This window comes from Adlercreutzia sp. (assembly GCF_056795635.1).
This window is the reverse complement of sequence record NZ_JBQIIT010000001.1, coordinates 1-20,872: the sequence shown is the minus strand read 5'-3', so window position 1 is coordinate 20,872 and position 20,872 is coordinate 1. Positions and strand designations below refer to the sequence as shown.

At 66.3% G+C, this 20,872-nt stretch carries 17 protein-coding genes and 1 rRNA gene; 4 read left to right on the top strand and 14 right to left on the bottom strand.

The window, feature by feature from the left end; translation table 11 throughout:
• Window positions 1–8 precede the first annotated feature (8 nt).
• From ACTOXK_RS00090 to ACTOXK_RS00080, 3 genes are read left to right on the top strand one after another with little or no spacing between them, the layout of a single operon-like run.
• Window positions 9–1,244: a bifunctional 3,4-dihydroxy-2-butanone-4-phosphate synthase/GTP cyclohydrolase II gene (locus ACTOXK_RS00090; RefSeq protein ID WP_482277475.1), complete on the top strand. Its 1,236-nt coding sequence runs from the start codon at window positions 9–11 to the stop codon at window positions 1,242–1,244.
• 48 nt (window positions 1,245–1,292) lie between these two features.
• The gene (gene ribH / locus ACTOXK_RS00085) at window positions 1,293–1,760 is read left to right on the top strand and encodes a 6,7-dimethyl-8-ribityllumazine synthase (protein WP_482277476.1); all 468 of its coding nucleotides are present in this window, start codon (window positions 1,293–1,295) and stop codon (window positions 1,758–1,760) included.
• Window positions 1,761–1,766: 6 nt separating this feature from the next.
• On the top strand, window positions 1,767–2,444 hold the full coding sequence (locus ACTOXK_RS00080; protein ID WP_482277477.1) for an HAD family hydrolase: 678 nt from the start codon (window positions 1,767–1,769) through the stop codon (window positions 2,442–2,444).
• Here the strand turns inward: ACTOXK_RS00080 and ACTOXK_RS00075 are convergent.
• A complete protein-coding gene (locus tag ACTOXK_RS00075; protein ID WP_482277478.1) occupies window positions 2,441–3,937 on the bottom strand; it encodes a response regulator transcription factor in 1,497 nt (498 codons plus the stop codon). The genes ACTOXK_RS00080 and ACTOXK_RS00075 overlap by 4 nt on opposite strands.
• 269 nt (window positions 3,938–4,206) lie before the next feature.
• On the opposite strand from ACTOXK_RS00075, the gene ACTOXK_RS00070 reads away from it, so the two are divergent.
• Window positions 4,207–5,994, top strand: coding sequence for an FAD-dependent oxidoreductase (locus tag ACTOXK_RS00070; RefSeq protein WP_482277479.1), 1,788 nt, complete (start codon window positions 4,207–4,209; stop codon window positions 5,992–5,994).
• Between the two features lie 182 nt (window positions 5,995–6,176).
• Here the strand turns inward: ACTOXK_RS00070 and moaC are convergent, their stop codons facing one another.
• From moaC to rrf, 13 genes are all read right to left on the bottom strand, one after another.
• On the bottom strand, window positions 6,177–6,683 hold the full coding sequence (gene moaC, locus ACTOXK_RS00065) for a cyclic pyranopterin monophosphate synthase MoaC (RefSeq protein ID WP_482277480.1): 507 nt from the start codon (window positions 6,681–6,683) through the stop codon (window positions 6,177–6,179).
• A 160-nt stretch (window positions 6,684–6,843) separates the two neighbouring features.
• Window positions 6,844–7,845, bottom strand: a complete 1,002-nt coding sequence (moaA, locus tag ACTOXK_RS00060; RefSeq protein ID WP_482277481.1) for a GTP 3',8-cyclase MoaA — start codon at window positions 7,843–7,845, stop codon at window positions 6,844–6,846.
• A gap of 79 nt (window positions 7,846–7,924) precedes the next feature.
• Window positions 7,925–9,484, bottom strand: a complete 1,560-nt coding sequence (locus tag ACTOXK_RS00055) for a helix-turn-helix transcriptional regulator (RefSeq protein ID WP_482277482.1) — start codon at window positions 9,482–9,484, stop codon at window positions 7,925–7,927.
• Between the two features lie 68 nt (window positions 9,485–9,552).
• Window positions 9,553–10,284 carry a ferric reductase-like transmembrane domain-containing protein gene (locus tag ACTOXK_RS00050; RefSeq protein WP_482277483.1) on the bottom strand — a complete coding sequence of 244 codons (732 nt, stop codon included), beginning with the start codon at window positions 10,282–10,284 and terminating at the stop codon, window positions 9,553–9,555.
• A gap of 4 nt (window positions 10,285–10,288) precedes the next feature.
• Window positions 10,289–11,020: a TorD/DmsD family molecular chaperone gene (locus ACTOXK_RS00045; RefSeq protein WP_482277484.1), complete on the bottom strand. Its 732-nt coding sequence runs from the start codon at window positions 11,018–11,020 to the stop codon at window positions 10,289–10,291.
• A gap of 316 nt (window positions 11,021–11,336) precedes the next feature.
• Window positions 11,337–11,948, bottom strand: coding sequence for a 4Fe-4S dicluster domain-containing protein (locus ACTOXK_RS00040; RefSeq protein WP_482277485.1), 612 nt, complete (start codon window positions 11,946–11,948; stop codon window positions 11,337–11,339).
• Window positions 11,948–14,809 (bottom strand): molybdopterin dinucleotide binding domain-containing protein, encoded by a 2,862-nt coding sequence (locus ACTOXK_RS00035; protein WP_482277486.1) that lies wholly within the window; start codon window positions 14,807–14,809, stop codon window positions 11,948–11,950. The genes ACTOXK_RS00040 and ACTOXK_RS00035 overlap by 1 nt, the downstream gene beginning before the upstream one ends.
• A gap of 32 nt (window positions 14,810–14,841) precedes the next feature.
• A complete protein-coding gene (locus ACTOXK_RS00030) occupies window positions 14,842–15,615 on the bottom strand; it encodes a hypothetical protein (RefSeq protein ID WP_482277487.1) in 774 nt (257 codons plus the stop codon).
• Window positions 15,616–15,862: 247 nt separating this feature from the next.
• Entirely contained in the window at window positions 15,863–16,975 is a 1,113-nt protein-coding gene (locus tag ACTOXK_RS00025) for a sulfate/molybdate ABC transporter ATP-binding protein (RefSeq protein ID WP_482277488.1), read from the bottom strand.
• Complete coding sequence (gene modB, locus ACTOXK_RS00020; protein WP_482277489.1) at window positions 16,972–18,546, bottom strand: molybdate ABC transporter permease subunit; 1,575 nt, start codon at window positions 18,544–18,546, stop codon at window positions 16,972–16,974. The genes ACTOXK_RS00025 and modB overlap by 4 nt, the downstream gene beginning before the upstream one ends.
• Window positions 18,547–18,654: 108 nt before the next feature.
• Complete coding sequence (locus ACTOXK_RS00015; protein ID WP_482277490.1) at window positions 18,655–19,593, bottom strand: molybdate ABC transporter substrate-binding protein; 939 nt, start codon at window positions 19,591–19,593, stop codon at window positions 18,655–18,657.
• A 167-nt stretch (window positions 19,594–19,760) separates the two neighbouring features.
• Window positions 19,761–20,657, bottom strand: a complete 897-nt coding sequence (locus ACTOXK_RS00010; protein WP_482277491.1) for an acetamidase/formamidase family protein — start codon at window positions 20,655–20,657, stop codon at window positions 19,761–19,763.
• Between the two features lie 127 nt (window positions 20,658–20,784).
• Window positions 20,785–20,872 (bottom strand): 5S ribosomal RNA (gene rrf / locus ACTOXK_RS00005); the annotation flags it as partial.

Sequence of the window (20,872 nt, the reverse complement as noted above, 5' to 3'; positions counted from 1 at the left end):
GAGCACCCATGGAAGAGAACAAGCCATTCCAGTTCAGCACGATCGAAGAGGCGCTGGATGATTTGCGCGCGGGCAAGATCATCCTGTGCACCGACGACCCCGACCGCGAGAACGAAGGCGATTTCATCTGCGCAGCGCAGTTCGCCACCACCGAGAACGTGAACTTCATGGCCGTGCACGGCAAGGGGCTCATTTGCATGCCCATGTCCGTCGAACTGTGCCAGAAGCTGGCGTTTCCCCAAATGGTCACGGAGAACACCGACAACCACGAAACCGCCTTCACCGTGTCCATCGACCACGTTGACACCACAACGGGCATCTCGGCGGCAGAGCGAGGGCTGACCGCGCGCGCTGTGGTGAAACCCGACGCCCGCCCGTCCGACTTCCGCCGACCGGGCCATATGTTCCCGCTGATGGCAAAGGCCAACGGCGTGTTGGAGCGCAACGGCCACACCGAGGCCACGGTGGACCTGATGCGGCTGGCCGGCCTTGAGGAGTGCGGCCTGTGCTGCGAGATCATGCGCGAAGACGGCACCATGATGCGCACGCCCGAGCTGATAGAGCTCGCCCGGCAATTCAATTTGAAGTTCATCTCCATCAAGGCGCTCCAGGACTACCGCAAGAAGCACGAATGCCACGTGGTGGAAGTGGCCGATACGGCAATGCCCACGCGCTACGGGGCGTTTCGCGCCCACGCCTTCGTGAACAAGTTGAACGGCGAGCACCACGTGGCCCTGGTGAAGGGCGACATCGGAGACGGCGTCGATGTGCTGGTGCGCGTGCATTCCGAGTGCCTCACCGGCGATGCCTTCGGCAGCCTGCGCTGCGATTGCGGCCAACAGCTGGCCGCGGCGATGGCCCAGGTGGAAGCCGAAGGGCGCGGGGTGGTGCTGTACATGCGCCAGGAAGGACGCGGCATCGGGCTTGTGAACAAGCTGCGCGCCTACGAGCTGCAAGATGCCGGCATGGACACCCTGGAGGCCAACCTGGCCCTGGGCTTTGCGGGCGACCTGCGAGAATACTACATCGGCGCCCAAATTCTGCGCGAGCTGGGCGTAAAGACCATGCGACTGCTTACGAACAACCCCGACAAAGTGTACCAATTGGGTGATTTCGGGCTGCAGATAACCGAACGCGTGCCCATCCAAATGCCTCTGACCAGCCACGATGAGTTCTACCTGCGTACCAAGCAGGAGAAGATGGGGCATTTGCTGTACTTCGATGAGGAACGCCAGGCGTCTTAGCGCCTGCGCATCTCGACTAAGGAAACCTACGCGTGAGAAAGGATCATCATGACGGTATTCGAAGGGAAGCTGGTATCGGAGAACATCAAGGTCGGCATCGTGGCCTCCCGCTTCAACGAGTTCATCACATCTAAGCTGATCGGGGGCGCCATGGACGGTCTTTTGCGTCACAACGTGCACGAGCAGGACGTCGACATCGTCTGGGTACCCGGCGCTTTCGAGGCACCGCTTGCCGCGCAGAAGATGGCGCAATCGGGCCGCTATGACGCCGTCATCTGCCTAGGCGCCGTCATCCGCGGCGCCACGAGCCACTATGACCTGGTCTGCAACGAGGCCGCCAAGGGCATCGCCCACGTATCGCTGGAAAGCGGGGTGCCCGTTATGTTCGGTATCGTGACCACCGACACAATCGAACAGGCAATCGAGCGGGCGGGCACCAAGGCGGGCAACAAAGGATTCGACTGCGCCACGTCGGCCATCGAGATGGTCAACCTTCTGCGGGAAATCGAAGGCTAGGCGCTCATGGGCGGCACGGTATTTTTCGACTACGATGGCACACTCCACGATTCCATGCATCTGTACGGACCGGCGTTTCGCCGCGCCTATGCCGCCTTGGTAACCGACGGGTGGGCCGCCCCGCGTACGTTCTCCGATGAGGAGATCGCCTCGTGGCTCGGATATTCCCCTGCCGCCATGTGGGCTTCCTTCATGCCCGATCTCCCCGAAGCGATATGGCGGCGCGCATCAGCCGCCGTCGGAGAGGAGATGCGCCGCTTGCTCGCAGCGGGCGCAGGGCGCCTGTACCCCGGTGCGAAAGCCATGTTGGAATCCCTGCGCGAGAGGGGGTGCACGCTCGTGTTCCTCTCAAATTGCAGCGGCTCCTACCGCGACGAGCATCTTGCCGCATTCGGCCTCGGTGACCTGTTCGCCGGCGCCTGGTGCGCCGAAGACTTCGAAGGGTTGGAGAAGTGGCAGATCTACCGGCAGATTTGCGTACGATACCCGAAGCCCCACCTCATGGTCGGCGACCGGCGCCACGATCAGGAGGTGGCCGTGCGCGGAAACATTCCCTTTGTTGGCTGCACCTACGGGTTCGGAACGCCAGACGAGCTCAGCCGGGCGGACGTCCTGGTGAATACGGCCCCCGAAATCGCAGGGGCAGTGCGAGCACTTGCCGGGAAGTCGCGCGTGCGCCCCTAGCCCTCGTCCACCTTCGCGAGCAGCTCTTCGCGGCCGCCCACGCCGAGCTTCTTGTAGATGCTCTTCACGTGGGTGCGCACGGTGGACTCGGAGATGACAAGCGTGTCGGCCACAAAAGCGATGCCGTGGCCGCGGCCCAGATAGCCTAGGATCTCGCGTTCCCGCGGCGTGAGGCCGACCTCGTCGGCCAGGGCCTCGCAGCGCGCCTGCACGCCTTGGGCCTGCGCGTCGGCCCCCGCGCCGGCCGCCCGCACACCGAGCCCCTCGTCGGATGCACGCTCGCCTGCGCCCGCGCGCCAAAAGCCCCAGAGCGCCGCCGCGATGACGCCCGCGAAGTAGAACGTGCTCACCACCAAGAGCACCGGGCCGCCGCCCTCTTCCTGGAAGGGGGCGGTGGGCGCGCACCCCAGGCCCAGAAGCGAGAACAGCGCGAAGGCCGCCACCGCCGTGCCGAACACCGCGCCGGCCGAGAACTCCCCGGCATGGGCCACGGCCGCCAGGCTCGCCAGGGCGAGGATGGCCACGGCCCCGTAGAACACGTAGGTGAGCCACGCCGCGAAGAACATCGGCATCGTGGCGCCGGGGAAGCTGTTCAGCACGATGAGCACCAAGGCGAACGCGGGCACGAGCATGCGGTAGATGAGCGTGGTGAGCGGCCGGGTCGTGCGCAGAAGGCAGATGGGCAGCGCCACCACGGCCCCCAGCGCGCAGCCGAGCAGCTCCATGTTCACAACGTCGAACAGGAGGAACTTCCGCGCCCCCATCATGAAGGCGAACACCATGAGGCCCGCCAGCGGCATGCCGGCCACCGAGGCCAAAGACGCCAGCCGCGCCCGGCGCGTGGGAGCCGAAGATTCCGCCGCCTCCCGCACGGACGATGCCGCACCAGCCGCCTTGGCCCCGCCGCCCAGATCTCCCGGGCGCGCGCCGTCCCGCGGACGCTTCCACGCCGCCAGGCAGGGCACGGGGAAGCTCGTCAACACCAGCACCACGAACACGATGAGCCCCACGCCGAAGGTGGTGGAGGACAGCAGAAGCCCCACGAGCGCCGCGCAGCCCACGGAAAGCGCGCACCATAAAAGCGCCTGGCGCAGGTCGTAGGCGGCCATGTAGCTGCCCCACAGCACCGCCAGCTCCACGGTGCCCGCCGCCAGCAGAAAGCCCGAGAGCGCGCCTGCGGCCCCCGTGCCCACGCCCGGCAGCGCCGCCGCGGCTATGAGCAGGACGTAGCCTGCCAGATAGGCGGCCACGCCGGCCACCACCCAGCCGCGGCCCAAGAGCCTTTCGGGGCGGCGGCGCCCCGAGGCCAGCGCGGCGGCAGCACCCAGCACGAGCGTCGCGCAAAGCATCGTGTTCGCGAAGGGCGCCATGAACGTGGGCACGTCGAAGACGCCGGTCTCGAAGAGCAGCTGGTTCGGCGAGTAGATGGGAATGGTGGCCAGAAACGCGATGAGCGTGAGCGCCTCGAGCCTGAAGTATTTGGAAAGCGGCAACCTGTACCCTCCCTGGCTTGTCGCGGCTTCGTCGCGAACCAGTATAGCGAAACTTTTCGAAGTTGCCACGGCGTTACCGAGCCGTCATTCTTGCTATATGGCACTGACCTGCGGTTTATTTCCATCTCCCCCATTTCCGCGAGGGCGCTTTCCGAGAAATCCCCCAAGCTGACGATTCCTCGCGGGGCGGTCGCGGTGCCACCATGGGCCCCGAAGCGGCGCACCGAGGCGCCGTGACCGCATCCGACCCAAGGGAGGAATCAGGGATTATGAGCAAAGCAACCACCCAGGGCATGTCCCGCCGCTCGTTCATCGGTATGGGCGCCGTGGCCGCCATGGCCGCCGGTGCCGCCGGCCTCGCCGGCTGCAGCCCCGCCGCCAGCGAAAGCGCCCCGAAGGGCGCCGAGGACGCAGGCGAGGCGAACGGCCAGCCCGCCGCCAGCGATGTACACATCCACAACGTCACCGACACCAGCTGGATGACGCCCCCGGCCGAGGTGACCGAGTTCGCCACCGAGATCGACTGCGACGTCGTCGTGGCCGGCCACGGCTTCGCCGGCATCACCGCCTGCCGCGAGCTGGCCGAACAGGGCAAGAAGGTCGTGCTCATCGAGAAGCAGCCCGAGGACACCTACGCCGCCGTGGGTAACGAGTTCGCCGCCCTGAACGCCAAGATCCTCCAGGAGCGCGGCGTGCCCCACATCGATCCGGTGGAGTTCTACCAGAACTTCATGAAGATCACCGCGAACATGCCGAACCCCTCGCTCGTCATGAAGTTCGCCCAGAACTCCGAGGAGAACTCCAACTGGTACCTCGACCGTCTGACCGAAGAGGACTTCGCCACCATGACGACGGCCTTCTTCCCGCCCACCGAACATCAGCTCTCGGAGCTGTCGGGCATCAAGTTCTGGCCGAGTGTGTGCTCCTTCTACGGCGAGTGCAACCAGACCAAGATCCAGATGTACAACCAGGCCGCGGCCGAGGAGAAGGGCGCCCAGTTCTACTTCGCCACCACCGCCGAGTACCTCATCATGGAGAACGGCGCCGTAGCCGGCATGGTGGCCTCCACCGAAGACGGCTACATGAAGATCAACTGCCGCGCGGCGGTCATCGCCTGCGGCGGCATGGGCGGCAACCCCGAGATGATGGCCTACTTCATGCCCGATATGGCCCAGGCCCTCACGGGCAACGACGCGCTCACCTCCATGTCCGCCAACGACGGCCGCGGCGTGCAGATGGCCTACTGGGCCGGCGCGCACCTGGAGACCACGCCCATCCCCGGTATGAACATGAAGGGGCTGTCGGTACCCGGCAAGATGAACTGCCTGCCCCAGGCCGTGTGGATCGACGAGAACGGCCGCCGCTTCTGCAACGAGTACTACCCCACGAGCGAGCAGCGCGGCTACCAGACGGTGTTCATGAGCCGCAAGACGAAGTACGCCGTGTGCGACAACAACTTCACCGAGTACCGCCAGTACACCCTGCCCCAGCACGCCGGCTTCACCGCCAATGAGGAGAACATCGCCTCTCTGCGCGAGGCACTGGACACCGCCTACGCCAAGTTCCAGGGCACCTACGAGGAGCCGGAGCAGCAGGAAGAGGGCCCGGGCGGCCACGGCCCCATGGTCCAGGTGGAGTACATCGCCGACGACACCCTGGAGGGCCTGGCCGGCCAGCTCGGCCTGGAAGGCGAGGCCGCCACGGAGTTCGTCGCTCAGATCGAGCGCTACAACGGCTACTGCGAGAGCGGCGTCGACGAGGAGTTCGGCCGTGCCGCCGAGGTGCTCTTCCCGGTGAAGGACGGTCCCTTCTACGCCTGCAAGTTCGATCCGGTGCTCGGCGAGACCATGGTCACCATGGGCGGCATCATCACCGACGGCGAGCAGAACGCTCTCGATGCCAACTACGAGCCGATTCCCGGCCTCTACATGGCCGGCAACGACTGCGGCCGCCGCTTCGGCACCGAGTACATCACCCCCATCCCGGGCGTGTCCCTGGCCTTCGCGCTGGTGCTCGGCCGCGAGTGCGGCAAGTCCGTGGCGAAGTTCCTCGGCTAGCCGTCCTACGCCATTCCCGCTGCGGAGCCCCTCCCTCCCGGCTTCCGCAGATAACTAACAAAGCCCCCGGCCGCTCCCTCCCCGGCCGGGGGCTTTTCGCTTGCACGCAAGAACGCCCGGCCGTGGCCGGGCGTCGCAACCTTCACGATGTTCGAGGGCCCGCTGCCCCGCCCCTCCCGCGGCTATGCCTGCGCTTCCCGCAGCCAGAGGCCCGTCTTGCCGCCGTCCTTCTTCAGAAGGCGCACCTCGCCGATCTCCATACCGCGGTCCACCGCCTTGCACATGTCGTAGATGGTCAGGCACGCCACCGACGCGGCCGTCAGCGCCTCCATCTCGATGCCGGTCTTGCCGGTCACGCCGCAGGTGCAGGTCACGTGGATGCCCACGCGGCCGTCCTCGCGCTCGCCGGCGGCCACCGGCTCGCAGGCCACCTTCGCCTTGGTGATGTTGAGCGGGTGGCACATGGGAATGAGATCGCTCGTCTTCTTCGCCGCCATGACGCCGGCCACCCGCGCGCAGGCCAGCACGTCGCCCTTGGCCGCCTTGCCCTCCACAATGAGCGCCAGCGTCTCCGGCCTCATGGAGATGAAGCCCTCGGCCACGGCCACACGCTCGGTGTCGGCCTTTTGCGACACGTCCACCATGCGCACGTCGCCGCTCTCATCGATATGGGTTAGAACTTCGCTCATGCTCGTCTCCTCGCTTTGTCCGGCGCGGGGCCGACGGGAGCACCCGTGCTCGGTCAGTCCTCGCTTCGTGAAATGAGGGGTGACGATGATACCCCTCATTTCACGAGACTGCGGAATCTGCGCGCGGGCACCCCCGTCGGCCCCGCGCCTCCCTTTTCGCCTAGCCGCCGATCTGCGACATCTTGCGGTCGGTGCCCACCTTGTCGTGGTGCTCGTCGGGCTTGGCCCCCAGGGCACGCAGCAGCACCTCGCGCACCGCCCCGTCGTCGCCGGCCCGCAGGGCGGCCCGCACATCGTACTCCGTATCGGAGAACAGGCAGGGGCGCACCTTGCCGTCGGCAGTCACCCGCAGGCGGTTGCACTCGCTGCAGAAATGGCGCGACAGCGGACTGATGAACCCCACGGTGCCCTGGGCCCCGGGGAACTCGAAGTAGCGGGCCGGCCCCCAGCCGAGGGGCTTGGCGGCACCAGCGGCCCGCAGCGAGGGCAGCCCCGCCGCTGCGGCCCGGCGGTTGATGGTCTGGAACAGCTCCTCGGAGGGAATGACGTCGCCCTCCCCCCAACCGGTTCCGGCATCCTCGCTCGTATCCCCCACGGGCATGTACTCGATGAAGCGCACGTGGAGCGGCCGGTCGATGGAAAGCTTCGCGAATTCCAGGAAGTCCTGGTCCAAGCTGCGCACGGCCACGGCGTTCACCTTCACGGGGTTGAGCCCGGCCGCAAGCGCCGCATCGATGCCGGCGAGCGTGTCCTCCAGGCGCCCCACCCGGGTGATGGCGTGGAACTGGTCGGGGTCCAGCGTGTCCAGGGAGATGTTCACCCGCGACAGGCCCGCGGCCTGCAAATCGTCGATCATGGCCGGCAGCAGCACGCCGTTGGTGGTCATGGACACGTTCTCGATGCCGTCGATGTCGGTGATGGCGTCCACGAGATCCACCACGCCCTTGCGCACGAGCGGTTCGCCGCCAGTGAGGCGCACGCTCTTGATGCCGAGGCCGGCGGCCACCCGCACCAAGCGCTCGATCTCCTCGATGCGCAAGATCTCGTCGTGGCCCATGGAGCACACGCCCTCGGCGGGCATGCAGTACACACAGCGGAAATTGCACCGATCGGTTAGCGAGATGCGCAGATAGTCGATCACGCGCCCATGCGAATCTTTCAAGGCTCCCCCTTGCTTCGTCTCTCGGAAGCCATTATACACAAGCGCGAATAAACCGCCAAGCGCCGGCGGGCCGCGGGCCTCACTCCCCGGCCGTCGCCTCGTCCACGAGGCGGATCAGCTCCTGGTGGGAGTGCACCCCCAGCTTCCCGTAGATGTTGCGGGTGTGGGTGCGCACCGTGTTCCAGGAGATGGACAGCTTGCTGGCAGTGGTGGAAGAGTTGTAGCCCATGGCCAGGCAGCGCAGCACGTCGGTCTCCCGCGGGGAGAGCTGGTGGGCCTCGGCCAATTCCCCGATGGCCGCCGCGAAGCGCCCCTTGCGCACCGGGCCTTCCGCCCCGCCCTCGGCACTCTCCGTCGCCAGTTCGCGCATGAGCAGCTCGTCCAGGGTGGGAGCCCCCTCCTCTTCAGGGGCGAACAGGCGGTCGAACTCCCGCTCCGAGAAGATGATGAAGGCGCAGGCCAGCACGATGATGGCCATGACCATGTAGGCGAAGGGGCCGCCGATGGCCACGAACAGCGAATCGAGGGCCCGCACACCGAAGAGCCACCCCACGCCGCTGCCGAGCAGATAGGCCCCGTAGCCGTAGCCGAACACGATGACGGGCGAGATGCGCCGCTGGTACACGATGAAGGCCAGGGTGCACCAGAGGAACAGCTCGAAGACCACGCTGGCCAAGGAGACGATCTGGGCCAGCACCGTCTGGAGCACTGTGACGAGGGGCAGGCAGGCCACGAGCGCCACCGAGGCCACCATCACCACCGAGTAGGTCTTCCCGAAATTCAGCTTGTCTCCCACGGTGCCCACGGCCACGGCGGCCAGCCCGAGAGCCAGCAGCATGCGCAGCAGCATGACGAGCCGCGAGCCGTCGAGGGTCGTGCCGATGGGAGAGACCGCCACGGCCGAGCCGTACACCGTGGAGACAATGCAGGAGAACACGAATACTACGGCCAGCAGCTTCCAGAACGACTTGGGCAGCGCCCCGCGCGAGGTCTCGTAGTCCTCAGGAACCGGCCGCGCCTCCGAGAGACGCGCTAGCGACGCCAGGCCGCCGGCCACCATCGGCAGCCCCACGAAGGCGGCGATGCCCGCCAGGGACGGGCCGCCCGGCACCGGGGCCCAGGAGGGCGCGCCGACCACGATGAAGAACGAGGCGGCCACGACCAGCTGGGAGAAGGCCGCATAGACGATGACCTGGCGCGGAGGCAGCGTCCCGTAGAGCTGGCCGCAGCGCAGGGCGATGGCCCCCAGGCCGCCGCCGAACAGCACGCCGCCGGCCAAAAACAGCAGGCGCACGAGATCGTAGGGCAGAAAGGGCGTCAGGTAGTAGGGGCCGATGAGGATGACGAGCAGGGCGCCCATCGTCGAGAGGAGGCCCGCGGCGAGCATCGCGGTCGGCCGCTCGAGTCGGACGCGCACCGTCGGCACGGCGAAAGTGGCCGCCAGCATGACCGCGCCGGCCACCAGGTTCGCGGCAATGAAGAGCGAGGAGAGGTTCTCCCCGTTCATCTCCGTATCCGACAGCCAGGCCGTGCCCGAGCTGGCGATATAGACGGCGGCCAGCCACGCGCCCCAGGCCATCGAGGGCAGCGCGGGCCACGCCCGCACGAGCCGCGCTATGAAATTCCCCGTCTCCGCCATCGTCCTCTCCCCTCACGCCGGGGCGCCCGACCTGCGACACCGCCCCGTGCTCCCACGACCAGCGACGCTCAGGCCACGACCTCGCACTCCTCGCCGACGACCGGCGTCCCGGCCACGGCAGCCGCTTCCGCAGCCCGCCGATCCGCCAGGGCCCGGCCGATGCGGCAGAAAGCATAACTGATAAACACCACCGAGTATACCGCCACCGCCGCCGAAGAGGCGATGCCGCCGTGCAGGGCCGACGGGAGGAGCATCAGCAGCAGGTGCACGTACACCAGGGCGAAGAACGGGTAGGCCAGCTTCTGCACGCGCTTCCACGTATCGGTGCGCATACGGCGCTTCACGAAGGCGAACGATGTCACGCCCAGCACGATGAGCAGCACCAGCAGCAGCACGGCCAGAATGAAGGCGCCCACCACGTTGCCGGACACCGCGCCGCCGCCCGCCAGGCGCGGCAGGTAGCTCTCCAGATACACCGCCATGTGCCCGAGAGAGAGGAACCACGCCACGATGGACAGCTCGCTTCTCACCGGCTTCAGCCACCGGTAGGCGCGCCCGGCGCGGTTGAGGCAGCCGATGAACATAACCACCACGAACAGGGCCAGCGCGAGCTCGCACTTCTGGACGAGCACGAACAGCGGGCTCCACATCGCGCGCGGCAGCCCGAAGAAGACGCCGTACACGTACACGACGTCCACGGCGATGGCCGCGGCGTAGAAGGCCACCGGGCACGCCTTCAGCGGCGCTTTCAAGGCGAAGCAGGCGGCTACGGTAGCGGCGAGGATAACGGCGAAGTCCATGGCCCTACTCCCCTTCCAGCCGCTGCTGGAGTTCCACGGCCATGGAATCCAGAAGCTCGGCGTCCTCCAGGAAGAACCCCTTGGAGATCTTCAGCACGCCGCGGTAGAAGCGCGTCTCCAGAAGGAGCAGCGCCACGTCCTGGAAGGTGTCGAACCACGACAGGATGTGGTCGGCCAGAAAGGCCCGGGACACCTCCACCTGCCGCAGGGCCTCGGCGTCGTCGCCGGACGCAAGGGCCTCCTCGATGCGCCCCGAGAGCACCACCAGAAACTCGCACATGAACGACAGGTGGTCATGGGGGAAATCGTAGCCCTCGGCCTTAGCCACATGGTTGGCTTTGTAGAGCTGGAACACCTCGTGGTAGGCGTCCTGGAAGAGGAGCCCCTCCTCGCTCGTGTGCACAGACTCGTAGGGCACCGCGTAGCGGCCCTTCCACGAACTCGTGCCCGCGAACGCGCTCGTGAAGTCCACGGCCAGGGCCTGGCGGGTGCCCGAATGGCGCTTGCGCAGGTAGCGGGTCATGTCGTTCACGCCGTCGGCGAACAACTCGTTCAAATCGGCGTACTCCGACCAGTCCATCGCGGCGATGTTCTCGATCTGCTCGGCGGAAAGCGGCCGGAAGTAGATGGCGGCCAGCATGTCGTAGAAGGCGGCCCGCCCCCGCAGCGCCGCGATCATATCGGCGGTCACGGCGTCGCGCGCCGCCACCGCGCCGTTCTCGGTGATCTCCTCCATGGGTGCTTCCCTTCCTCTCGTCTCGGGATCAGTATTCCCATCCCTTCCGAACTTCCTCCATCGGGCAAGGGCTTGTGCCCCCGCCACTCCTCTGTAGGGCAAGGGCCATGCCCTTGCCGCCCGGCCGGAACCCGGCGCGGGCCCAGGGCGCGCCCCTTGCCCTACACGCCCCGCCCGCGGCGCCCAAGGCGCCGGGGCTGGGGCGGCAGGGGCTTCCGGCCGCCGGGTTGGGAGGGGAAAGGGCGGCCGGAAGTCCGTCGAAGGCGAGGGGCGCCCCTGCGGCTGGCGCCGAAGCGCCCCTCGTGCGGTAGGTCGATTACTGCTTCTCGTAGCGGGTGACCTCGACGGGCTCCTCCTGCCATGCGGCGGTCTTCTCCGAGAGGATGTAGACCGTCGTGGGCTTCAGGTCGGCGGGGTCGTACAGGTAGTGCGTGTTCTCGCCGGCGGCGGCCACGGCCTTGGAGGCCGCGCTCTCCGGGTCGTCCAAGTCGCCGAAGATGCGGGCGCCGCAGCAGCAGTTGTGCACGCAAGCCGGCTCCCAGTTCTCGTCATTCTTGCGCTGGAAGCACAGGGTGCACTTCTCGATGACGTTGGTCTTCGGGTTCATCTGGCGCACGCCGTAGGGGCAGCCGGTCAGGCAGCTCTCGCAGCCGATGCAGTCCTCGGCGTTCACGAGCACAATGCCGGTCTCCTCGTCGCGGTAGCTCGCGCCGGTGGGGCACACCTCGATGCAGCCGGGGTTCTCGCACTGCTGGCACTGCATGGGCAGCCAGTACATCTCGATGTCCGGGAAGGTGCCCACGGGCCCCACAGCCGACACGTGGTTGCGCACCACACCCAGGTTCATCTGGTTCTCGTGCTTGCAGGCGGCCACGCAGGAGTCGCAGCCCGAGCAGCGGTCCAAGTCGATGACAAGCGTATTTTTCATTAGAACACATCCTTCGTCTGGGCTTCAGCGAGCATTTCGGTCGTGGGCATGAAGGGCTCGAACTCCTCGGCCTCCACCCAGATGTTCTCCGGGCGGGTGGACTTCTCGATCTTCACCGTGAAGCCGCGGTTGGTGTAGGAGCCGTAGACCTCGTTGAAGGGGGCGTCGTTCTTGGTGAGCACGTTCACGTTGCACTCGCGCCAGCCGCCGGTGGGGTTTTCCTGGGAGGCGTCGAAGCACTCGGGGTTCCAGAAGCGCTCCATCCACACGGTCTTGGGGCCGATGCCCTCGGTCAGGTAGGCGCGGGCGTGCACCTCGCCGCGGCGGCTCGTCACCTTCACCCAGTCCATGTGCTCGATGCCCAGATCGGCCGCGGCGGCCGGGTTGATGCGGATCTCGGCGCAGGGGAACAGCTCGCGGCTGAAGGGGGCGTGGCGCATGGTGCCGTGGTGGAAGTAGGGCACGCGGCCCGAGGTGAGCACGAAGGGGTACTCGGCATCGTAGCCGGGCATACCCTCGTAGGGAGACTCCGCCGGCTCGATGGGCACGCAGATGGGGCTGTAGTCGGCACAGGACTCCTGGGGCTCCGGGTAGCAGAACGGATAGCCGTTACGGGCGAGCTTCAGGAGGATCTGGCAGTAGGTCTCCACTTTGCGCGACTCGGTGCCAAAGCCGACGGGCAGCCCGTCATCCGCAATCTCCTCGTGCTGGTTGTACTTCCAGTAGTCCGGTGTCACATGGGGCACGTACTCGTCGATGTTGGCCTGGAGCGTCTCCCAGTCCGGAGCACCGAGGGTCTCAGCCGTGGACTGCTTCACCTCGGCCTCGGTGGCCGACCCCAAATACCCGGGCATGAGACCGCCGGGAATCTCGCCGCCCCACAGCTCGCGGCACTTGTTCACCACCTGGGCCGCGGGAATGGAATGGGACACGGTCTCGCCGATGTGCACGCACTCGTTCTGCAGCCACTGGGTGTCCAGCTGGCTCATGTTCACCATGGGCTCTTCCAGCCACTCGCGCAGGGGAAACACCAGGTCGGCGGCTTCAATCTGGAAGGAGGTGAGGTGCGGGTACTGGCAGATGATGTAGTCCACCTCGGGGAACACGTCGTACCAGGACTTGGCGTTGCCGAGCATGGCCAGCTTGTTGCCGGACATGTCGAACCACACGCGGGGCTTGAAGGGCTCGCCGGTGGCGATGGCGTTGCGCACCGTAGGGATGTGGGAATGGCACCAGGCATAGAGGCCCTTGTGGTCCTTCATGCCCAGGCGGTCCTGGAGCAGCTTGTTCAGGATGCGCTGGGAATCGGGCATCTTCTCGCCGAGCTCCTTGATGCGGGCCTCGTTCTCGGCATCGGACAGGCCGATGACCGCGCCCACGCCGTACATGTCGGAGAACATACCGTCGAAGCCGTTGTTGTAGGTCAGCGGGCGAGTGGGCGCGGCCACCTCGCCGGTGGGACCGAACACACCGGAGGCCTTCTTGGTCATGGTGCAGCCGGGCTTGAAGATGCGGCCCATGATGGAATCCAGGCCCATGCACCCAAGGGGTACCTGGGAGGCGGACTCGGTCATATCGGAGGCCACACCGTTCACGATGCCGCCGTTGTTCTCGGCGTACAGCTTGATGGCCGCCTCGATGCGATCGGCGGGCACCCAGCACTCCTCGGCCGTCCGCTCCAGCGTCCAGGGATCGGCCTCCTCCTTGTAGATCTGGCCCGCGGTCTTGTACTGCTTGCCGTTGAACTCGCCGGCCCAGAAGATCTCCGGGTCCACGGCGGAATCAGCCGGGGCAGAGTACTCGAAGGGGGCCACGGCGCCCGTCTTCAGGTCGAAGCACACGTAGGCCGGAGTGTTCTCGGGCGTGGTCTGGGCGAAATCGGGGAACAGCTCCTGGGCCTTCACGGGGAGCTTCGTGTCCGGGTCGATGAGGAAGGGCAGGTTCGTCCAGTACTTCGTGAACTCCTCGTCGTAGAGTTTGTTCTCGAAGATGTAGCGGAACCAGGACAGCAAGAGCTTCGTGTCGGTGCCGGGGCGCACGGGCAGCCACACGTCGGCCTTCACGGCGTCGGGCGAGAAGTTCGGGTCCACAACCACGGTCTTCACGCCGGCGGCGCGCAGCTCGGCCATGCCGCGGCCCGACTCGGCGGTCTCGGAAACGGAGGGCTGGGCGCCCCAGATGACGACGACCTCGGTCTTGTTGTCGGTCACCTTGAAGATCTCCTGCACGGCGTTGTCGGCCACGGACTGGTCGTCTCCGCCGTAGAAGAGCTTCGACATGGACCAACGGGGCAGGTAGCACTGGGCGCAGCCCGGCTCGAACACCGTCGGAGACCCGAAGGCCATGGGCAGGGTCATGGCCTCCATGAACGAGTAGGAGCCGCCGCCGCCCACCGAGCTGAAGAAGGCGTAGTTGCCGTACTTGTCGATGGCGTCCTTGATGTGGGTCGCGGCCTCGGTGATGGCCTCGTCCCAGGAGATGACCTCCCACTTGTTCTCACCGCGCTCGCCGGCCCGGCGCAGCGGGTGCAGCACGCGGCGGGGGCTGTACATGGTGTGCAGCTGGTTCAGGCCCTTGATGCACAGGCTGCCGCGGGACACCGGAGCCTCCGGGTCGCCCTCGAGCTTCACCACCACGCCGTCCTTCATGTAGGCGATGGCCGGGCACATCTGGATGCAGCCGTGGCACGAGGTGCGCACCTTCGTGAGGCCCTCGGTGCTCGAGAGCGCCTGCTCCTCGCCGCCCTCGGCCGGTCCGCTCTCCTGCATACAGCCGGCCATGGAGGCGCCCACGGTCGCCGCCGCGCCCGCCAGTGCGGACACCTTGACGAAGCTGCGCCGTGTCAAACTGGTTTTCGACATATCGTCTTCCTCTCCTCTAACAGTACGTGCGTTTACGCTTGGTCGTGTTCCAACAGATCTTCCAGAAACTCCCTTCCCTCCTCGGTCAAGGTCCAACCATCCTTCCAAACGAGAGCGCCGGCGCGCTCCAGCTTGTCCACGAATACCGAGGGCTGCATGGTCTCCACGCGCCCGTCGATGACGGTCTCGAGCGCCGGGCGCCCCGCCAGCAGATGCTCGATCTGCCCGTAGGGACGCGCCGCGCCGTCCACGAATCTCAGAAGCTCGATATAGGTATCGGTGCGCTCGGGCACCAGATGCAGCAGGTCCACGAGACGGGCCGCCGGCCGGTTGTACTCCGCGAAATAGGCGCCCACCTCGGTGGTCTTGAAGGAGATCGCCGCCACCAAGTCGTCGATCTCGTCCTCGGTCAGCCCCTCCTTCTGGTCGGGGGAAACCTCGTTACCGGCCTCGTCGCGCTCGATCAGCACCAGGCCGTGGGCCCGCACCAAGGACGTGAGCAGGTAGTACTGGTTCTGGGTGCAGGCGGCGAACTGGGGCAGGGCCGCGATGAAGTCCTCGGCCTCGCGCAGCGGGCGCTCCGTCTCGCAGAACACGAGGGCCTTGTAGAGGATCTCGCGGTTCAGCGGGTGGCGCATCACCGTGCGGTTGAGCACGGCCAGCCGCTCCTCGAAGGTCAGCGCGTCGGCGGCGGGAAGATCCTCGGCCGCCAGGGAGCCGTCGCACCCGAGGGCGCCCCCTTCCGCCTCCATACCGTCGAAATCGGGATCCTGCACCGTCGAACGGGCGTCGAGGTAATCAGTCATGGCATGCTTCGCATCGTTGTAGATGCGACCCTCCCCTCAGGTAATCAGATGCTCCTCCGCGCCGCTCGGGCGCCCCCGCGGGGGCCGTCCCGCCTCCTCTCGGCCGCGACGCTCACTGAGGCCCAATATAGCGATGCGGGCGGCCGCTCGGCCACCCGCATACTGTCTGAAATTAAGGATAATTGAAGGGAAATTCCTCACGCAGTCTGGGTGAGTGAGGAAATCTACCTGGGAAAACGCCAGCGGCCTAGCGCGTGACGAGATACACCTTCTCCGGCGGGATGCGCACCCACAGCTCGTCCCCCACCTCTGGCAGCGGGGCCGGGCCGTCGCCCTTCCCCATGCGCCAGAACAGGTGCTGGTGCAGATAGCTCATCTCGTTGTCGTCGAAGGCCACGGCCCGCTCGGCCGCCCCCGCCTCTCGATCGAGAAAACCCAGCAGCACCGTGCGCTCGAAGCGGGAATCGCTCGTGCGGTCCACCCGCACCCGGTAGCAGTTCTCGCCGGGTCCCTGTGCCCGCTCCACGGCGAAGGCCCGCACACCCATGTAGATGACCCCCGCCGGCACCGGGGCCGCAGTTCCCACCGTAACGCCCCAGCGCGGCAGGAACACCGCGTGCTCGCCCGCGGGCTCGGCCGGCGTGGCGTTCTTGCAGCCGGACAGCTTCAACCCCGCCACCGACTGGGGACGGTTTACCAGATCATCGGCCGGCCCCATCTCCATGATGCGCCCCGCCTCCACCACGGCGATGCGGTCGCAGAAGCGCAGCGCCTCGTCGATGTCATGACTCACGTACAGGATGGTGCCCTCATAGGCGTCGAAGAGGCTCACGAGGCTCTGCTCGAGCACGCCTTTCAAATGAGCGTCCAGGGCGCTGAAAGGCTCGTCCAACATGAGGATGCCGGGCCGGGCCGCGAGCATACGGGCCAGGGCCACGCGCTGCTGCTGGCCGCCGGAGAGCTGGGAGGGATAGCGCTGGCCGAAGCCCCGCAGGCCGAAGCGCGCGAGCTCCTCGGAGATGATGCGGGCCCGCTCGTCGCGCCCCACCTCGCGCCCGATGCCCGCGCCGATGTTCTCGGCCACGGTCAAGTTCGGGAACAGCATGTAGTTCTGGAACAGAAGCGCCGTCTTGCGCTGCTGCGGCGTCAGATTGATGCGGGCCTCCGAGTCGAAGAATACCCGGTCGTTCACGACGATGCGTCCCTCGTCCGGCGTCTCGATGCCCGCAATGCAGCGCATGGTCAGGCTCTTGCCGCAGCCCGACGCCCCCAGAAAGCCCAGGGTCTCGTCTCCGGCCTCGAAGGCCACATCCAGCGCGAACGATCCATAGCTCTTCCGGATATCCACCGACAGGCTCATCGCGCACCCCCTTCCGCACTGCGCCGGCCGCCCCCGCGCTGCCCCTGCCGCCGCGGCTTGGGCGAGCGCCCATCGGAACGCGGCTGCTGGCGGTAGCGGGTCGTGTGCCGGCTCCACAGATTGATGAACAGGATGACCGCGAAGCTGAACACCAGAAGCACGATGGTCCAGAACCACGTGGCCTCGGTGTTGCCGTTCATCCACTCGAAGTAGATGGCGATGGGAATGGTGCGCGTCGTGCCCAACTGGTTGCCGGCCAAAAACAGCGTGCAGCCGAACTCGCCCAGAGCCCGGGCGAAGGCGAGCACCGTGCCCGAGGCGATGGAGGACCAGGCCAGGGGCAGCATCAGCTTCATGAAGATGCGCCCGTTGGACCACCCCAGCGTGCGGGCCGCGTCCAGCATGTTCGGATCCAGGCTCTCGAAGGCGCCGCGAGCACTCCGGTACATGAGCGGGAAGGCCACCACCACGGCCGCGATGACCGTCGCCTGCCAGCTGAACACGAGCGGGAAGCCCACGTCCTGGAAGAACTGGCCGAGGGCCGTGTTACGCCCCAGGGCCATGAGCAGCAGAAAGCCGCACACCGTCGGCGGCAGCACCATGGGAATGGTGAAGATGGTATCGAAGATGCTCTGGGCCCGCTGGGAGATGCGCAGGGTGAAGTAAGCGGCCGCCAGCCCCAGGAAGAACACGAGCACGATGGCCACGCCGCAGGTCTTGAGCGTCACCCACAGAGGCGAGTAGTCCATCGTGGCCAGAAATGCTCCCAGCGACTCCAAGGGCCCGGCCGCCGCAGCCACGGTCGCCTCCTCGGCCGCCACGAGCCGGCAGCTGGCCATCTGAGCGGGCTGCACGGCGTCCTTCACGTCGAAGGCCTCATCGGGACCCTCCACCGTCACATAGAAATGGCCTTCCGTCAATTCGCGCCCGAAGGTGTAGGTGACATCCCCGACGCTCAGCGACGCGTCGCGCCCGTCCCCCGGCGTTCCCGCAAAGACGTACCAGGTGTCCTGCTCGGCGAGAGGAGCCACCCCCGCGGAGAAATTGGAATCCAGCGCAGCGAGCAACGCCTTGAGATCCTCGACCCCTCCCCCGTCACAGGCAAGGGAGAAGGCCTCGGCCGTCTCGCGCGGGACGAATAGCACCGCATACTCCCTGGTGTTTACCACGGCTACGCGGTCGGGACCACTGAGGCGATAGGTGTAGCCGAAGTTCTCTCCCCCTATATCCCGAGCCGATCCCGTGCGGGAGCACTCGAAGCCCTCCACAGCGAAGGAGCACCCTTCCATGCGGGCCGCGTCCCCGTCGGCCGCCACGTCCACTTCCGCGAATGCCGGCACGCCCTCGCTCGAGACCGCTGCCCCATTAGGCTCCCCTTCGCCTGTCGCGGCAATCGCTGCATCGGCTGCCGAGCCAATCGTTCCGGCGGCCGCCTCGCCACGCGCCTCATCAGCCGCCGAGGCAGGCGCCGCGTCCGCGCCTTGAGCCGCATCGCCCTCGGCCGCCCATGCCCCTCCCGTCGGTGCCAGGAGAAGAAGTGCGAGCAGCATCGCCGCGAACCGTTGCACCATAGAACCTCTCTCAGAAAAGATGGGCGGAAAGCCTCCGCCCATCGGTGTGCCATTTTTCCGTTGACATCCAGTGTAGCGTTTTTTCGCGCTCGCGCCCAGGGACGCCCCTTAGTTCTCGGCCAGCTCGAAGCCCCATTGCCCCCAAATCTGAGCGCAGTCCTCGTCGGTCATGCACCAGGTGAGGAAGGCCTGGGCCGCCTCGGCGTTCTCGCTGCCAGCGCAGACAGCTCCGGGGTACGTGATGGGCTTGTGGGTGTCGCCCGGCACCACCGAGCAGATATCCACCCCTCCCATGCGGTACACATCAGAGGTGTACACCATGGCGATATCTACCTCGCCGGACTCGGCGTACTTGCACACATCGCCCACCTTGCCGCCGAGGGTCACCTTGTCCTTGAGGGCATCGGAGAAGGTACCGCCCTTGCCCGTGGCCTCGGCGCCGATCGCACCGTCGGGCTCCACATAGGCGCCCACAGTTGTAAGGGCCTGACAGGCATAATTGCCAGCCGGCACGTTCTCGTCTCCCACAGCCAGCGTATAGGTGCCCGCCGCGATGTCGGCCAGCGCGATATCCTTGCCCGCAAGCTCGCCGCCCTTCTTGGTCACGATGACGAGATCGTTGTTGAACATCGTCTGGCGCGTGTCCTCCCTCACATAGCCCTCCTCAACGGCGGTGTCCATGGTGCCCTTCGAGGCGGTAATGAGCACATCGGCGTACTGGCCGGCCCCAAGCATCTCATTCAAGGTGCCCGAGGCCTCATACTGGGTATCGCCGAAGGCAACATGGGGATTCTGCTGCGTGTAGAGCTCCTGGGCCTCGGCCATGGCCTTGGTGAGCGAGTTGGCGGCGAAGATTTGGAGCTTCACCGGCTCGGCAGAGCCCTGCTCTCCTTCGCCCGTGGTCGTGGCATTCGGCTGCTCCTGAGCCGGATCGACATCCTTCGCTGGCTCCGACGCCGTCTCGCCAGCACAACCAGCGAGCCCGAGGGCCGCCACCATCATCGTCGCCGTGAAAACAGCGAACAGTCGGCGGGTCATGTTTCTCATGGGACCTCCTTTGGTCATATTATCCTCATGCACGAATAATACATGGCGCTATGATACCCCTTCCCATTGCTGACCGCAAGCATCATTATTCGCCAATGAGGATAATTTTACGCCACAGAACCCGCGCCCCCAAGCGAGCGCGGGCCCTATCGGAAAACCTCACGGGGTTACAGCGCGAAGCCCAGAGCGTCAAGCACGTACTTCGGCACCATAAAGCGCACGGTCTTCTCAGGATCCACCATCTGACACACCTGCACATCGGCCACAAGAGAAAGCAGCATGACCATCTCGTCGGCCGGCTTGCCCGTGCGGCCGCAGATAAGATCCACCATCTCGTGCACGGCCCGATCGGCCGCCGCGTCCAGGCTCTCAGCCGAGGCGATGATGCCGAGATGCGTGGCGTTCTCGATCAACGGGTCGGGCAGGGAGAGTTCCGGCATGGCCGTAAGTGTCACCGTGGCGAATCCCGCCGCCTCGGCGCCGGACACGCTGATCTCACCGTCGCCCATGGCCGCATGCATGTCACCGCAGCCGAAAAGCGCACCGTCCACGGCCACGGGAAAGTAGAGGGTCGCTCCCGTCGTGATAGCCGTGTTGTCCATGTTGCCGCCATGGCTTCCCGGTGTGCCGCAATTCACCGCCTCCCCTGCCGGCGCCACGCCGATGACCCCAATCATGGGATTCAGGGGAATGCGCAGCGTGTCATCCCACACCAGCTCGTCACCGTCGATGGCGCACAGATGCGTGCTCCAAGCATTGAAGCGGTCGCCACAGACTCCTTCGCCCTCGCCCGTGCAGGAAGCGGTCTGCCCGTCAAACTCGATAGCATCGATGCTCACCTTGAGCGCGCCGCCCGCAACCGCACCCTCCACGTAAATGGGACCCGTGGCAGGGTTGATGTGATCCCAGTCGATCTCGTCGAGCTCGTCAGTGGGCTTCTGCACCTGGTTGCCGAAGCAGTCCTTTGTGCGAATGCGCACCGTCTCGCCCGACAGCACCGTCAGGGCCGGCTCCAACGCCTTGTCGAAGGCGTAGAGCACCCTCTCATCGCTCAGTTCAACCATGTTCTTCTCCTCAAAACAAAAAAGACACCTTATACGGTGTCTCTCATTCTAATACATTTTAGGGAACGCCCTCAGCGGAACCGCGCCGCGCCCCGCGGGCGCCCGGGGCGTGAGAAAGCGCCCCCTGCGAGCGGAACGACCTGTCCTCCCGCGGCCTGGCGCCGCAGTACTTTCGGCGAGGTGGGGCTTAACTGCCGAGTTCGGAATGGGATCGG

Bases quoted from the DNA above. Each gene is read 5' to 3' on its own strand.
- modB (WP_482277489.1), bottom strand. From the start codon at position 18,546: ATGGTGCAACGGTTCGCGGCGATGCTGCTCGCACTTCTTCTCCTGGCA.
- ribH (WP_482277476.1), top strand. From the start codon at position 1,293: ATGACGGTATTCGAAGGGAAGCTGGTATCGGAGAACATCAAGGTCGGC.
- ACTOXK_RS00050 (WP_482277483.1), bottom strand. From the start codon at position 10,284: ATGGACTTCGCCGTTATCCTCGCCGCTACCGTAGCCGCCTGCTTCGCC.
- ACTOXK_RS00055 (WP_482277482.1), bottom strand. From the start codon at position 9,484: ATGGCGGAGACGGGGAATTTCATAGCGCGGCTCGTGCGGGCGTGGCCC.
- ACTOXK_RS00015 (WP_482277490.1), bottom strand. From the start codon at position 19,593: ATGAGAAACATGACCCGCCGACTGTTCGCTGTTTTCACGGCGACGATG.
- ACTOXK_RS00010 (WP_482277491.1), bottom strand. From the start codon at position 20,657: ATGGTTGAACTGAGCGATGAGAGGGTGCTCTACGCCTTCGACAAGGCG.
- ACTOXK_RS00045 (WP_482277484.1), bottom strand. From the start codon at position 11,020: ATGGAGGAGATCACCGAGAACGGCGCGGTGGCGGCGCGCGACGCCGTG.
- ACTOXK_RS00080 (WP_482277477.1), top strand. From the start codon at position 1,767: ATGGGCGGCACGGTATTTTTCGACTACGATGGCACACTCCACGATTCC.
- ACTOXK_RS00025 (WP_482277488.1), bottom strand. From the start codon at position 16,975: ATGAGCCTGTCGGTGGATATCCGGAAGAGCTATGGATCGTTCGCGCTG.
- ACTOXK_RS00030 (WP_482277487.1), bottom strand. From the start codon at position 15,615: ATGACTGATTACCTCGACGCCCGTTCGACGGTGCAGGATCCCGATTTC.
- ACTOXK_RS00070 (WP_482277479.1), top strand. From the start codon at position 4,207: ATGAGCAAAGCAACCACCCAGGGCATGTCCCGCCGCTCGTTCATCGGT.
- ACTOXK_RS00040 (WP_482277485.1), bottom strand. From the start codon at position 11,948: ATGAAAAATACGCTTGTCATCGACTTGGACCGCTGCTCGGGCTGCGAC.
- ACTOXK_RS00090 (WP_482277475.1), top strand. From the start codon at position 9: ATGGAAGAGAACAAGCCATTCCAGTTCAGCACGATCGAAGAGGCGCTG.
- ACTOXK_RS00035 (WP_482277486.1), bottom strand. From the start codon at position 14,809: ATGTCGAAAACCAGTTTGACACGGCGCAGCTTCGTCAAGGTGTCCGCA.
- moaC (WP_482277480.1), bottom strand. From the start codon at position 6,683: ATGAGCGAAGTTCTAACCCATATCGATGAGAGCGGCGACGTGCGCATG.